Consider the following 14523-nt stretch of genomic DNA (forward strand, 5'->3'; position numbering starts at 1 on the left):
GCCAACACCCGGGCGAGCGGATGACCGCCGGCGGAGTAGTCGGCGTAAAACGTTGGAGGTCGAGGAATCGATGCGCGCTGTCTGGATCACCAAGCCGGGTGGGCCCGAGGTCCTTGCGGTACGGGAAACCCCCGATCCGGAACCGGGTCGTGGTGAGGTGCGTATCGCCGTCCGCGCCTGCGGGTTGAACTTCGCCGAGGTCATGGCCCGGCAGGGGCTGTATCCGGACGCTCCGAAGCCACCGTCCGTGGTGGGGTACGAGGTGGCCGGGGTCGTGGACGCCGTTGACGCCGAGGTCACCGGCCTCGAGGTGGGGCAGCGAGTGCTGGCCCTGGTGCGCTTCGGCGGCCACGCCGACACGGTTTGCGTGCCCGCGGCGCGGGTCCTGCCGATGCCCGACGGCCTCGACTTCATTGAGGGAGCCGCGATCCCGGTCAACTACCTGACCGCCTACCACATGCTCTTTCGGGTGGCGAACCTCCGCCCCGAGGCCCGCGTCCTGGTACACATGGCCGCGGGTGGGGTCGGCACCGCGGTGCTGCAGCTGTGTCGCACCGTACCGGGAGTTGTCACCTTCGGTACCGCCTCGGCGGCCAAGCACGCCGTGCTCCGCGAGGAGGGCTGCACCCATCCCATCGACTACCGCACCGAGGACTACGTCGCCCGGGTACGGGAGCTCACCGGCGGCGAGGGCCTCGACCTGGTGCTGGACTCCCTGGGTGGTCGCGACTGGAAGCGCGGGATGAGCCTGCTCCGGCCGGTTGGGCAACTCATCGCGTACGGCTTCGCCAACCTGTCCACCGGTGAGCGGCGCAGCTATCGCCGACTCCTCGGCCAGCTAACCGGCGTGCCGCTGCTGACGCCGTACGGGATGATGGACCGCAACCACACCGTCAGTGGCGTCAATCTGGGGCACCTGTGGGAGCGCACCGACCTGCTGCGTGAGGAGCTGACCGCGCTGCTGGACCTGTGGCGTGAGGGTGCGATCAAGCCCCGGATCGACCAGGTGTTTCCGTTCGAGGAGGCCGCGGCGGCGCACCGCCGGATCGGCGAGCGTCGCAACATCGGCAAGGTGGTCCTCGTACCCTGACGAATCTTCGGGAGGTCGGGCGACAACGCGATTGTCCACGGCCGCCGCGGGCTGCAGCCCGCGGCGGCCGTTTTGTGGCGGCGCTGGTGTCCTGCCGATGCTATGCTCCCAAGCAAGCGCTTGGCAGGAGGGCTGATGGGGCGACTGGACGGCAAGGTGGCGCTCATTACCGGTGGCGCGCGCGGCATGGGCAAGGCACATGCCCGGCAGTTCGTCGCCGAGGGGGCCCGGGTGGTCATCGGCGACATCCTCGACGACCGCGGCACGGCCCTCGCCGACAGCCTCGGTGCTGACCGTTGCCGCTACGTGCACCACGACGTCACCAGCGAAGACGAGTGGGCTGCCGCGGTCGCCACCGCGCTGGCGGCATTCGACCGACTCGACGTGCTGGTCAACAACGCCGGCATCTTCCGGCACGCGGCGATCGCCACGATGGACCCGGCCGAGTTCCGCCACGTGATCGACGTCAACCTCACCGGCTGCTGGCTCGGCATCCACACCGTGGCGCCGGCAATGACGAGGGCCGGCGGCGGCTCGATTGTGAACGTGTCGTCGATCGAGGGCTTCGTCGGCGCGGCAGGCCTCTCGGCCTACAGCGCCAGCAAGTTCGGGATCCGCGGCATCACCCGGTCCGCGGCCCAGGAGCTCGGGTCGGCCGGCATCCGGGTCAACTCGGTCCACCCCGGCGGCGTGCTGACCCCAATGGCGCTGGCCGCCGCCGAGACCATGCCCGCCACCGACCCTGGCGCCTTCCTCACGTCGCTGCCGATCGCCCGACTCGCCGAGCCGGTGGAGATCTCCCGGCTGGTGGCGTTTCTCGCCTCCGACGAATCGTCATACACCACAGGCGCCGAGTTCGTGGCAGACGGCGGGCTACTGTCCGGACCGGGATACTGAGATGACCTCGCTGGATCGAGCGCCGGCCGCACCCGGCCCGGGTAGCGACGCGGAGGGCGAGGAGTCGTGAACCAGCGCGCCACGGTGGCGATGCCACCAGCGGACGTCGAGGAACACTTGGCCCAGGGCCGGAAGCTCCAGCTCGCGACCGTCAACCGGGACGGCACACCGCACCTGGTCAGCATGTTCTACGCGATGCACGGCGGGCGCATCGCCTTCTGGACCTACCGCGTTTCACAGAAGGCCCGGAACATGGCCCGTGACCCACGGGTGACCTGCCTGGTCGAGGAGGGCGACGGCTACTTCGAGCTGCGCGGCGTCCAGGTGGCCGGCGAGGTCACCCGGATCGACGATCTGGCGGGAGTCACCGCGGTCGGCCGCCTGATCGCCGCGCGGATGCCCAGCCCGCTGGCGGCAGGCGATCTGCCGCCCGATGAGGTGGCAGCGGCACTCGACGGCTATGTCGCGCACGCGGCGGCCAAGCGGGCGGCCTATCTGGTGGAGCCGCGGCGGGTGGTCAGCTGGGACCACCGCCGACTGGTGACCTGAGGGCCACCCCTGGCCAGCGCTCCTCCCCCGGTGGCCAGAGTTCTCCTCCACCGCGGACACGCGCCAGGACTGTCGCCACGCCAGCCCTGGACCGACCGGACCACAAGCCTCGGTTATCTACAACAGACTGCCCTCTCCACAGTGCTTAGACAAATCACAACGATGCCTTGGTGATACATCAAAGTAGACGCATGGAGCAATCTCCGCGGGGACCTAGACAGCCGCGGAGATTGTCATTGAACCCTCCTCTTGGAGACTATTTCTCTCTTGTAAGTACAACATCAGCTGTGAACACTTTTACGACATAAACACCGAGGAGTCGGTAACCTCGCCCGCCGACAATAGAATAATTGCCCACCCCTAGACATCCCCCGCGCCCCTTGCCACCCCGGAGTTCCGGGAACGGTGGTGGCTCGCCGCCGACCTATCCCGAGGAAGCCAACCCCGGGCCCGCTCCCACTCGGTTCAATCAGCCCTTCACCCAGAGTCTCTGTGACGGCGGATTGGCAACGTGAAAGCGCCCTCCTGACCGGACTGACGGGAATCGCCAAGGTTTCCGTGATCCACCCCGGAGGGCCTTTTCTCGGCCCTTCCTCCTTTGAGGGCAGACACCGCAATACTGTCGTCCTGCGCCAGAAATCCGCCTACGAATCAGGCGAGCCATCGTCGGCGGCGACCACGTGAGCGTTGCCGCCATGGTTGTCATGCTTGGCCGACCACCAGAGATCCACGCCGGGTGTCGGTCCGAGAGCGCCGTACCGGTCGGACTCGATCAGCACGCCGTCGATGTTGACATGTGAGTAGCCCGGGGCCTTGACGGCCACAAAGGGCAAAAGGGCACCGCGCAAACCGGGTGCCGGCCCGCGCTCGGCTTCCAGCAGCCCGGCCAGCCGGTTCACCCGCCTCCTCGCGTATCGTCGGCACGGCGGCGTGGTGACAAACTCATGTCGACGCAGAACCTCGGTGAGGATCCGCGGAAGGACCGCCTCCTACCGAGGTTCTGCGTCTCCACTTCATACCGGTCCGAGCTGGCGCGTCCGGAGCCTCTCAGGCATTCCGGACAGCTACTGACCCGCTACTGCCCGCTCGCCTGGAGAGGCTCATCGAGGGAGGTCGTGGGGCAGTAAATCACATCCTCGATGTATTGCCCTCTATATTCCAGGCCCACCACAAAAAGCTGAAAGGGCGCTAGGCCACACTGAAAACGAAAATCTGGAGGAGGCGTGCCGACATTACCCCCGTATATAAACTCCTCGTCAACAACCAGGTCATTGACCGCCGAGTCCAGAATCTGCACTCGCCATTTGGCGGGGATCACGGGCACCCTCATACCGAAGCCGATCGTTACCCAAGTTTCTGAACCGGTCGTGCTGAACTCATGACATATCCGCACAAGGTCAGGGTCAGGGGGAATACAGGGCAGGTCCGACACCGACGCGCTGGGTGCGGATTCGAGGCTGGGCATTGACGGCGCACTGATTGCGGATGCGGGGTTGGGCATTGACAGCGCGGCGAGTGCGGTGGTCAGCGTCAGCGCCGCCAGCCCGATCAGTTTACGCAACAAAGGACTAATACCTCCACCACTGATGAAATACCCCCTCGTGAGGGGCTCTGTCCTAACAGTACTCACCTGAACGCCCACAGGCTAGATTCATCGCGATAAAAGGGCCTGAGCAGGCACGTTGCGGTGCGCTGGTACTTCAAATAGGACAAATCTGCAAATATTGCGGCAATTGATCAAGACGCACTGCCCAGCACCGGCGCCGTGCTGCCGACCGGCCCTTGCCAGCATCCCCGCCGCCCACCCGCAGCCCGACCTGCCCGGACCGAGCTGATCCGCGAACGGCTATCCCGATCGTCCAGGCCACGCTCATCCCGGAGGCCGCCGAGAAAGCTCGCTACCTACGAAGACTGATCAGCAGTAGGGCCGCGCAGGTCCTCGAGATAACCCGGCCACTCGCCACCGCCGTGCACCGCCACCGCCGCCCCGGTCACATAGGAGGCCAGCGGAGAGGCCAACAGCAGACAGACGCCGGCGACCTCGGCCGGCGTCGCGGGTCGCCCCAGGGGCACCGTGCGCGCCACCGCCGCCGAATCCAGCCGGAGGCTCCCATCGCCGGCCACCGGACCGGGGACGACGCTGTTCACCCGCACCGCCGGCGCCCACTCGGCGGCCAGACTCGTCGCCAGATGGTGCAGTCCGGCCTTGGCGGCGCCGTAGGCGGCGGAGCCAGGGGATGGACGCGTGCCGCTGACACTCCCCACCATGATGATGACCCCGCCACCGGGCTGCTGTTGCATGACCGCATTGGCCGCCTGCGCGACATGCAACGGCGCAACCAGGTTGAGCTCCACAATCTTGGCGTGCAGCCGGGGTGAGGCGCTGGCCGCCGCCGCCGGGGGCGCTCCACCGGCGTTGTTCACCACCACGTCGAGGCGACCGAACCGGTCGGTCGCCGCCGCCACCACGGCGGCGGCCTGCGCAGGGTCACGGACGTCAGCAGGCACGAAATCGGGCACCACCGAGGACGGTGGGGTCCGGCCGCAGACCAGCACCCGGGCGCCCGCCGCGAGGAAGGCCGCGGCGATCGCGGCACCGATCCCCCGCGTCCCCCCGGTGACGACCACACCGCGGCCGGTGAAATCGAGAGGTTCCATTGATGGATATTAACCCTCAATCATTCACCGGTCGACCCGGGGATGCGACGCGACCAGACCATCCAGGGCCCTCCCACGATGGTGTAGAACACGTTACAGTTCATAGATGAAGTTCAGCCTCGGAATCGTGTTCAGCCCGCTCGACCAACTCACCGACCTGGCGCAAACCGCTGAGGAGTGCGGCTTCTCGGCCATCGCTCTCCCCGACTCGCTCTTCTACTCCGAAGAGGTCAGCGCCAAGTACCCGTACACGCCGGACGGCAGCCGGTTCTGGGATGCCCAGACGCCCTGGGCCGACCCGCTGGTGACCGCCGCCGCGCTCGGCGCCGCCACCACCCGGATCCGGTTCTACACCCAGGTGCTCAAACTCGGGCCCCGCAACCCGGTCCTGTTGGCGCGGCAGGTCGGGTCGGTGGCGAACCTGACCGGTAACCGGTTCGGGCTCGGCGTCGGGCTGGGCTGGTCGCCGGAGGAGTCACTCTGGTGCGGCTCACCGTTCGCCGCCCGGGGCGCCCGGGGCGACGAGGCGATTGAGGTGCTGCGGCTGATCCTGGGCGGTGGCATGGTGGAACACCACGGCAAGCACTTCGACTTCGGCCGGCTACAGATGAGCCCGGCCCCGACCGCGCAGGTCCCGATCTACGTGGGCGGTCACACCGACGCGGCGTTGCGTCGTGCGGCCCGGCTGGGCGACGGCTGGACCTCCGCCATGATGCGCTTCGACGAGCTGTGCGCGACGATCGACCAGCTTGCCCGGCTACGCGTCGAGTACGACCGGGCCGACCAGCCGTTCGAGATCCAGGCGGTCTGCGTTGACCGATTCGGCCTGGTGGGCTTCCAGCAACAGGCCGAGGCCGGCGTCACCGACGCGATCGTGGTGCCCTGGCGCTACTACGGCGTCGGCTTCGACGGCGACCTCGCCGCCAAGCGGGACGGCATCCGCCGCTTCGCCGACGAGGTGATCAGCAAGATCCACTAGCTAGGCGAAGGTGGCGTCCACCGCAGCCGGGGTCAGCCCGAAGTCAGCGAGATCGTAGCGGTGTGCGGGGCGCGTGCGCCGCTGGTGCAGCGAGCTCATCGCGGCTCGCGCGGCAGTGGTCAACCGGGCCCCCAACCGGTCGTAGATCACCTCAACCACCCGGAGTGGGTCGGCTACGAAGTCGTCGTAGGAGACGTCGATGAAGTGCGCCGGGTCGTGTCGCTCGCGGTCGGCCATGAACCGCCGCAGCCCACGCGACCAGAGCTGCGCCTGCGCCCCACCGAGCACCTCCCCGCGGAACAGCTCCGACCAGCCCTCGCACGCCTGCGCGTTGAGGCTGCAGACCGAGGCGACCACCTCCCGCGGCGCGCGGTGCGTCTGGATCACCACGGCGTCGGGGTAGACGGCGAGCAGCGCGTCGAGGGCGAACAGGTGGCTCGGGTTCTTCAACACCCAGCGACGGTCTCGGTCGTGCAGGCCGATGAGCTGGAGGTTGCGCCGGTGCCGCCGATAGGCAGCGGTCCAGTCCTGCGCACTCAACCACCGCGAGTAGCTCGGCAGGTAGGCCAGGCACTCGAAGGACACCGACATCATGGACTGCCGCAGCAACCGCCAGCACTCCTCCACCTGGTCGGCCGCGGTGTAGTGCGCACCACGCAGGCTCGGGTTGGTTTCGTGGTACTCCTCGTAGCCGGCCTGCAGACTCGCGTAGCCGGGGTTCGACTCCCAGGTGGCCCGCGGCGGGCGGGGTTGGGGTACCTCGGTCAGCCACAGCTCGAGCCCCTGGTGCGCGGGGTCGGCGGTGAGCAACCGGTGCAGGGCGGTGGTGCCCGTGCGGGGCAGGCCGGTCACGAAGATCGGCCGGGCGACCGGGACCTCGGCGTACTCCGGGAACTGCTGCCACGCGGCCTCGCTGAGCAGTCGGGACACCAGTGCCGCGCGGAGAAACGCCCGGGAGACCTTGCTGCCGGTGGGCGTGAGGGCCGCCTCATTCCGGTACGCGGCGAGCAGCTCGCCCATCCCCTCGCGGTAGTCGTCGTCGCCGAAGTCGTCGAGCCCGGTGAGCCGGGTCGCCGAGGCGTGGAGGTCCTCGATCGTGCCGACGTCCGTACGGGTGCTGCTCATGCTCGCTCCCGGGGTCAGTGATGGAACTCGCCACAGTTGACATCGAGGCACTGGCCGGTGATGCCTCGCGCCAGGCCGGAGCCGAGGAACAGGACGGCGTCGGCGACCTCGTCCGGCACCGGCAGCCGGCGCAGGTCGGTGGTGGCGGCGACCTCGTCGTAGAGCTGCTGGGGCGGCACGCCCCGCTGGTTCGCCTGGTAGTCGAACCAGAGGCGCAGGCTGTCGGCCCAGATCCAGCCGGGTGCCACCGAGTTGACCCGCACGCCCTTCGGCCCGAGCTCGCTGGCGAGATTCTGCGCGGCGGCGAGGAGCGCGGCCTTGGCCAGCTTGTAGGGGCCGAACGCCTGCCGGGAGTGGCGCAGCACGGCAGAATTGATCATGACCACGGCGCCGCCGGACTCCACCAACGCGGGCGTCAGCAGCCGAGTCAGGCGCAGCGCTGCCAACACGTTGACCTCGAAGCTCGACCGCAGGTCGGCCAACTCGACCTTCCCGAGACCGCGCATCGGCGGCATCTCGAAGGCGTTACTGACCAACACGTCAACGCGGCCGAACTCGGCGAGGGCGGCCCGCACGAGCGCGGCGCTCGACTCACCGTCGGTGAGGTCGGTGGGTACCGTCAGGGCCCGCTGACCCGCCGCCCGTACCTTGCCGGCGACCTCGGTGAGGAAGGACTCGGTGCGGGCGGCGAGCACCACGTCCGCGCCGGCCTGCGCGGCACGCACCGCGATGGCCTGACCCAGCCCGGGGCCGACCCCGGCCACCACAACGATCTTCTCCGCGAGCAACACGGCTCAGCCCAGCATCCGGGCCGCGGTCGCGGCCTGCCGGGCGGCGATGCGTTCCTGCCACGCCGCCTGCCCGATCGGTTGGTAGTACGGCACCTGTTTGGGCAGGTCGTCCACCGCGACCACCTCCACCTGCGGCCCGTCCGCGGCGGTCAACGCGTGCGAGAGCCGCTGCCAACGCAGCTGCACGTAGCCGCGATCGTGGCCGGTGCACTCCAGCCAGTTCGCCAACCCCGGGTCGCGTTCGCTGATCACGTACCGGATCATGCCGTCCGGATCGATCCGGGCCTGGGGCACGGTGAGGCTCGTCTGGTGGTTGCTGTAGTCCATCGAGATGTACCACATGCTGCCCAGCTGGATGCCCTGGTAGGGCGCGTCGGAGACCGGCACGGTGATCACCATGGCCTGGTCCTCGGCGAGTTGGTAGTGCCCCACCGAGGAGTATTGGGTCGCCAGCCCGCCGGGGGTGAGCCGGGGCGGGGTCAGGGTGTTCACCGGCAGGTTCAGGTAGAAGCGCTCGGCGAACGCGAGGAAGGTGTGAATCCGACCGGTGAGGATCTTGCCGGCCACCGCGTAGCGTTTGGCCAGGGTCTCCTCGGTCAGCGGCGGCGGTGTCCCGCCGATGGTGTCGGGGCGGTGAATGCGTAGCATCCCGGGGCGTTCGGCCGCCCAGTCGCTGAACACCTCGCGCACCACGAGCATGGCCGAGCCGGGGGCGAGCGGGAACGTGTTCGGGCCGGAGAGCCCCGGCCCGAACCGAATCTCAAAGGTGCCGTCGGCAGCGATTTCGATCTCACGGTCATCGAAGGCGGTGAGGCTGCCCGGGACGTTGACCGGGGAGTAGGAGCCGTCGAGGATCTGGAAGCTCAGGTCGGCGGTGCTGCCCCGGCGGCCGGTCACCACGTACTCCGCGTCGTCGTGGAGCCACGCGTGAAAGTAGAGGGTGTCCGGATTGTCGAGGCCCATCTTCGTGTACGGGCCGGTGGAGCGGACGAAGTAGGGGAATTCGCGGTCGTAGGACCAGGCCATCTGGATCGAGCTTCGGATGCCACCAGCCAGGTAGTCGTAGCCCTCGAGCAGATCCTGTTGGCCGCGGACGTGGGCCGCCTCGGTGATGACCCGCTCGGCTTCCGCGATGGCGTGGGAAAACGGCTGAGTAAGCACGAGACCATAATAGAACGCGTTCTACTTTGTGGTCAATATGGTGCCGAAAACGGACCGTTTTCGGCACCACACGGTGCAGTTTCCACGACCACTTGCCCATCCCCGCTTGACCAAGCCCGTAGGGACCACCCCTAGCGCAGCCCTCCGAGGTGGACCAACCTCTGCTCCGCCTCGGCCACCAGATCCGCCACCACGTCGGCGACGGGGCGCACCTCATTCATCCGACCCACGATCTGCCCCACCGGCATCGGAACGACAGTCGGATCATCCGAATCCATCAGCCGGCTGTGCGCCGACGCCACCAGCAGGTTCTGGAGTGGCATCGGCAGCGGCCGGGGCGCCCCCTCATCGCTCCACGCCTCGGTCCACCGATTGCGCAGCAGCCGGGCCGGCTTGCCGGTGTAGATCCGGCTGCGGACCGTGTCCGCCGACCCGGCCTGGAGCAGCGCCGTACGCAGCGCGGAGCCGCTCTCGTACTCGGCCGTGCCGAGCCAGACCGAGCCCATCCAGACACCACCCGCGCCGAGCGCGAGCGCCGCCGCGATCTGGCGGCCACTCCCGATGCCACCGGCGGCCAACACCGGCACCTGCTCACCGACCGCGTCCACCACCTCCGGCACCAGCACCATGCTGGCGATCTCACCGGTGTGGCCGCCGGCCTCGTACCCCTGCGCGACCACCAGATCGACCCCGCTCGCCACGTGCGCGCGGGCATGGTCGGCCCGGCCGGCCAACGCGGCCACCAGCACCCCCCGCGCGTGCGCCTGGGCGATCACGTCGGACGGCGGCGAACCGAGAGCGTTGGCGATCAGTCGGACCGGGTGCGTCAACGCCACCTCGACATGACTGCGGGCCACCGAGTGCAGCCAACCGAGCACGCCGGCCTGGTGCTCGCCGTTGCCGCCGAGCGGCGGCACACCGAGGCGCAGCAGGGTTCGCTCCACGAAGTCGCGATGCCCCGCCGGAATCAGCTGGTCCAGATCAGCCGCAGCACCCTCGGCCGGCTCGGTGCTGGGCATCACCACGTCCACCCCGTACGGCCGGCCTTCGGTCTCCTCGTCGAGCCAGGTGAGGACCGCGTCGAGCTCCTCCGGGTCGTTGAATCGCACGCAGCCCAACACGCCCAGCCCGCCGGCCCGGCTGATCGCCGCTACCACCTGCTCAGAGGGGCTGAAGCCGACGATCGGATGCGCGATGCCGAGCCGGTCACACAGCTCAGTCCGCATGGCTGACCTCCTCGGCCGGGTGTTGTTCCGCATGCCGCTGCGCCCACTTGTAGTCAGCCTTGCCGCTGATCGTGCGGGAGATCTCGGGCACCAGCCAGATCGACCGCGGCACCTTGTAGCCGGCGATCCGCTCCCGTAGGTGCGTTCGCACCGCCGCCAGGTCGAGCGTGACGCCGGCGCGGGGCTGGATCACCGCCGCCACCCGCTGCCCGAGCCGCTCGTCGGGCACCCCGACGACCAGTGCGTCGAAGATGTCGGGGTGCGTCTTCAACGCCCCCTCGACCTCCTCCGGGAAGACCTTCTCACCGCCGGTGTTGACACAGGTGCTACCCCGACCGAGCAACGTGATGGTGCCGTCGACCTCAAGCCGGGCGAGGTCACCGGGGAGCGCGTACCGCACGCCCTCCACCTCGATCAGCAGGGCGGCGGTCTTGACCGGGTCCTTGTAGTAGCCGAGGGGGAGGAAGCCGCTCTTCGCCAGGCGCCCCTCCCCGCCCGGCGACACCGGCCGTCCGTCCGGGCCGAGCACCACCGTGGTCGGCCCGGGTGTGACCCGCGGGTCCTGCACCGCGCCGCCGGGCACCTCGGCGACCACGCCGAGCCCGATGAAGCCGGTCTCCGACGCCCCGATCGCGTCGGTGACCAGCACGTCGGGCAGCAACTCCAGGTACTGCCGCTTGACCCCCGGGGAGAAAAGAGCACCGCTGGACGAGACCGCGGCCACCGACGAGCCGTCGTAGCCACCCGCGGCGTAGGCCTCGATGATCGGACGGGCCATCGCGTCGCCGATCAGCACCAGCACGTTCACCTGGCGCCGCTCGATCGTCCGCCAGACCTCCTCCGGGTCGAAGCGCGACAGCAGCACCACGGTGTCACCGGCGAAGAGCGCGGCGAGCACCGCCCACTGCGCGTTGCCGTGAATCAGGGGGGCCATGCAGAGGCGTACCATCGCGGTCCCGCTGGCGCCGCGGGCGGACTGGGCCCACTCGTCCTCGAGCGGAATGCCGGTCATGAAGTCGACGCCACCGCCGAGCGCGCGCCACACGTCCTCCTGCCGCCAGAGCACCCCCTTCGGGTAGCCGGTGGTGCCACCGGTATACAGCAGGTAGAGGTCGTCCGCCGAGCGCTCGCCGAAATCCCGAGCCGGGTCGCCGGCGGCGAGCGCGTCCGCGTACGGCACGCCGCCGTACCCGCCGATCTCCTCCGCCGAGCCGTCGGGTAGAGCCACCACGGTGTGCGGACCGGCGGCGCCGGCCAGCACGGAAGCGACGCGGGGCGCGAAGCGACGGTCGTGGATCAACGCCGACAACTCCGCGTCGGCGAAGAGGAAGCGCAGTTCGTTCTCGACGTACCGGTAGTTGATGTTGACGACCGCGGCGCGCACCTTGAAGACGGCGATCATGGCCACCACGGCCTCGATCGAGTTACCGGCGTAGAGGCCGACGTGGTCACCGGGGCGCACGCCGCGGTCACGTAGGAAGTGGGCCAGCCGGTTGGCGCGCTCCTCCAGCTCCGGGTAGCTGATCGCCTGGTCGCCGAGGAACACGGCGAGACGGTCACCGAAGGCGTCAACCGCATGCTCAAACAGGTCTGCGATATTTGCCACCATCGCTTAAAAGTAGAACCTGTTATCGTCGCTGACAAGCCTTGGAAATCATCGAAGGAGGCGCCCGTGGAATCGGCAGCCGACCAGCCGCACGCACTCGTGGAGCAACGTGGACAAATCCTGATAGTGACAATGAACCGGCCACGGGTCCGCAACGCCCTCTCCCCCGAGATGCTCGCGATCATGCGGGACGCGTGGGACCGCGCGGACAACGATCCGGAGATCCGGGCCTGCATCCTCACCGGCGCCGGGGGCGCCTTCTGCGCCGGCGCCGACCTCCGCGCGATGAACCAGTCCCACCCCGGTGACCGGTTCAACGGCGCTGACCTCTCCCGGATCGACGCGCTACTCAAAGGTCGGCGGCTGACCAAACCGCTGATCGCCGCGGTGGAGGGGCCGGCGGTGGCGGGCGGCACCGAGATCCTTCAGGCAACGGATCTCCGCGTGGCCGGGGCCAGTGCCCGCTTCGCGGTCTCCGAGGTTTGCTGGGGCCTGTTCCCCCTCGGCGGCTCCGCCGTCCGGCTGGTCCGACAGATCCCGTACGCCGTCGCGGCGGAGCTGCTGCTGACCGGACGCCAGTTGGGTGCCGACGAGGCCCGGGACGTGGGCCTGATCGGACACGTGGTGCCGGACGGGCAGGCCCTGAACAAGGCCCTCGAGCTGGCCGGGATGATCGCGGCGAACGGCCCGCTGGCGGTGCAGGCGATCCTGCGCACGATCCGGGAGACCGAGGGCCTGGCCGAGAACGAGGCGTTCACTCTGGAGGCCCCGATCGGCACGGCGGTGTTCCGCAGCACCGACGCCAAGGAGGGCCCGCGCGCCTTCATCGAGAAGCGCACCCCCCAGTTCCACGGGAAGTAGCCAGGTCAGATCGAGCGTTGCTGCGCGGCCCAGTACGGGTCGCGCAGTATTCGCTTGTAGAGCTTGCCGTTCGGGTCGCGGGGCAACTCCTCGACGTAGTCCACACTGCGGGGCAGCTTGAAGCGGGCCAGCCGGCCGGTCAGGAACTCCAGCAGCTCGCCGGTCAGCTCCGGACCCGCCGTCACCCCCAGCTCCGGCTGCACCACGGCCTTGATCTCCTCACCCCACTCGTCGTGCGGGATGCCGAAGACCGCCACGTCCGCCACCGCCGGATGGGCGGCGAGTTCCCCCTCGATCTCCGCCGGATAGACGTTCACGCCACCGGTAATGATCATGTCGCTCTTCCGGTCACACAGATAGAGGTAACCGTCGTCGTCGAGGTAGCCGATGTCGCCGACGGTGAACATGCGGCCGCGCCAGGACTGCCGGGTCTTCTCGGCGTCGCCGAGGTATTCGAAGGTCGTCTCGCCCATCTGCAGATACACCGTCCCGGGCTCACCGGTCGGCGCGTCGGTGCCGTCCGCGCCGAGCACCCGCACCTGCGAGCCCGGCCAGGCCTGCCCGACCGAGCCGGGCCGGGCCAGCCAGTCCTCGGCGGTGATCAGGGTGCCGCCGCCCTCACTGGCGGCGTAGTACTCCACCACCACCGGCCCCCACCAGTCGAGCATCCGCCGCTTCACCTCGTGTGGACACGGCGCCGCGCCGTGGATCATCACCCGCATCGACGACAGGTCGTACGCCGTCCGAACCTTCTCCGGCAGGGCGAGCAGGCGACGGAACTGGGTCGGCACCATGTGACTGTGGGTGACCCGGTGCCGTTCGATCAGCTGCAGCATCTCGTGCGGGTCCCACCGGTCCATCAGCACCACCGGATGGCCGAGTTGCAGCGAGATGACCGCGAAGTTCATCACCGCGGTGTGGTAGAGCGGCGAACAGCACAGGTGCACGTGCGAGTCGAAGGGTTCGAGGCCGAACAGCCCGAAGAACCATTGTGACACCGGCGGAACGATGTCCGGGTCGGCGCCGGTCAGCGGACGACGTACGCCCTTGGGCCGGCCAGACGTTCCAGAGGTGTAGACCATCAGCGCACCGAGGGTGCGCGGCGTGGGGCGGTCGGAGGCCTCGGCGCCGAGGTCGGCGAGCGGCCGGAACCCGGGAACCCCACCCGCCACCGCGAAGCATCCGTCGGCGGGAACGCCGGCCTCGGCGGCGGCGGCCGCGGCCACCTCGGCGAACCGGCCGTGCGCGACGAACGCGCGGGCACCGCTGTCGCGCAGAATGTAGGCGATCTCGGCGGCGGTCAGATGCCAGTTCAGCGGCACCGAGTACAGCCCCGTCTCCAGGGTGGCGAACTCGGCGGCGAGCAGGTCGGCGCTGTTGGGCAACAGCATCGCCACGGTGTCCCCGGGTGCCAGCCCGAGCGCCTGGAGGCCGCGCCCGATTCGGTCGGCCTCGGCGGCCAGCTCGCCATACGTGACGACCCGGCCATCCGGGTCAACGACGGCGATCCCATCCGGATCCTGACTCGCGATGTTCCACAGCCCGATGCCAGTCATGGACCGGACTCTATAACGTGTTCC

The 14523-nt window shown here is 69.0% G+C and carries 13 protein-coding genes and 1 pseudogene; 5 read left to right on the plus strand and 9 right to left on the minus strand.

From position 1 onward, the window contains the following. The first annotated feature begins 70 nt into the window (after positions 1-70). From H0524_RS05945 to H0524_RS05955, 3 genes are all read left to right on the plus strand, one after another. Complete coding sequence (locus H0524_RS05945) at positions 71-1090, plus strand: medium chain dehydrogenase/reductase family protein (protein WP_026322165.1); 1020 nt, start codon at positions 71-73, stop codon at positions 1088-1090. 135 nt (positions 1091-1225) lie between these two features. After that, positions 1226-1987, plus strand: coding sequence for a glucose 1-dehydrogenase (locus H0524_RS05950; RefSeq protein WP_180197746.1), 762 nt, complete (start codon positions 1226-1228; stop codon positions 1985-1987). 66 nt (positions 1988-2053) lie between these two features. Beyond that, complete coding sequence (locus H0524_RS05955) at positions 2054-2536, plus strand: pyridoxamine 5'-phosphate oxidase family protein (RefSeq protein ID WP_180197747.1); 483 nt, start codon at positions 2054-2056, stop codon at positions 2534-2536. A gap of 653 nt (positions 2537-3189) precedes the next feature. Here the strand turns inward: H0524_RS05955 and H0524_RS05960 are convergent. The 3 genes and pseudogenes from H0524_RS05960 to H0524_RS05970 all read right to left on the minus strand — a co-directional run. Beyond that, a pseudogene (locus H0524_RS05960) lies at positions 3190-3393 on the minus strand (IS5/IS1182 family transposase); the annotation flags it as partial. 218 nt (positions 3394-3611) lie between these two features. Next, entirely contained in the window at positions 3612-4097 is a 486-nt protein-coding gene (locus tag H0524_RS05965; RefSeq protein ID WP_180197749.1) for a hypothetical protein, read from the minus strand. Positions 4098-4438: 341 nt separating this feature from the next. After that, positions 4439-5194: an SDR family oxidoreductase gene (locus tag H0524_RS05970; protein WP_180197750.1), complete on the minus strand. Its 756-nt coding sequence runs from the start codon at positions 5192-5194 to the stop codon at positions 4439-4441. 106 nt (positions 5195-5300) lie between these two features. Here H0524_RS05970 and H0524_RS05975 point away from each other — a divergent pair, with 106 nt between their 5' ends. Then, a complete protein-coding gene (locus tag H0524_RS05975; RefSeq protein WP_180197751.1) occupies positions 5301-6173 on the plus strand; it encodes a TIGR03619 family F420-dependent LLM class oxidoreductase in 873 nt (290 codons plus the stop codon). Here H0524_RS05975 and H0524_RS05980 read toward each other — a convergent pair whose 3' ends face one another. The 5 genes from H0524_RS05980 to H0524_RS06000 all read right to left on the minus strand — a co-directional run bounded on the left by H0524_RS05980 (position 6174) and on the right by H0524_RS06000 (position 12085). After that, entirely contained in the window at positions 6174-7298 is a 1125-nt protein-coding gene (locus tag H0524_RS05980) for a sulfotransferase (RefSeq protein WP_180197752.1), read from the minus strand. Positions 7299-7312: 14 nt separating this feature from the next. Beyond that, positions 7313-8089, minus strand: coding sequence for an SDR family oxidoreductase (locus tag H0524_RS05985; RefSeq protein ID WP_018724654.1), 777 nt, complete (start codon positions 8087-8089; stop codon positions 7313-7315). Positions 8090-8092: 3 nt separating this feature from the next. Beyond that, positions 8093-9250 (minus strand): hypothetical protein, encoded by a 1158-nt coding sequence (locus H0524_RS05990; RefSeq protein ID WP_180197753.1) that lies wholly within the window; start codon positions 9248-9250, stop codon positions 8093-8095. Positions 9251-9381: 131 nt separating this feature from the next. Next, positions 9382-10476: a nitronate monooxygenase family protein gene (locus H0524_RS05995; protein WP_018724652.1), complete on the minus strand. Its 1095-nt coding sequence runs from the start codon at positions 10474-10476 to the stop codon at positions 9382-9384. Beyond that, positions 10466-12085, minus strand: coding sequence for an acyl-CoA synthetase (locus H0524_RS06000; RefSeq protein WP_180197754.1), 1620 nt, complete (start codon positions 12083-12085; stop codon positions 10466-10468). Before H0524_RS06000 ends, H0524_RS05995 begins: the two co-directional genes overlap by 11 nt. Before the next feature lie 63 nt (positions 12086-12148). Here H0524_RS06000 and H0524_RS06005 point away from each other — a divergent pair, with 63 nt between their 5' ends. Beyond that, positions 12149-12943: a crotonase/enoyl-CoA hydratase family protein gene (locus tag H0524_RS06005; protein ID WP_180197755.1), complete on the plus strand. Its 795-nt coding sequence runs from the start codon at positions 12149-12151 to the stop codon at positions 12941-12943. 5 nt (positions 12944-12948) lie between these two features. Here the strand turns inward: H0524_RS06005 and H0524_RS06010 are convergent, their stop codons facing one another. Then, entirely contained in the window at positions 12949-14499 is a 1551-nt protein-coding gene (locus H0524_RS06010) for an acyl-CoA synthetase (protein ID WP_180197756.1), read from the minus strand. Positions 14500-14523 lie beyond the last annotated feature (24 nt).

It is taken from the genome of Salinispora sp. H7-4 (assembly GCF_013416675.1).
GTDB lineage: Bacteria > Actinomycetota > Actinomycetes > Mycobacteriales > Micromonosporaceae > Micromonospora > Micromonospora vitiensis.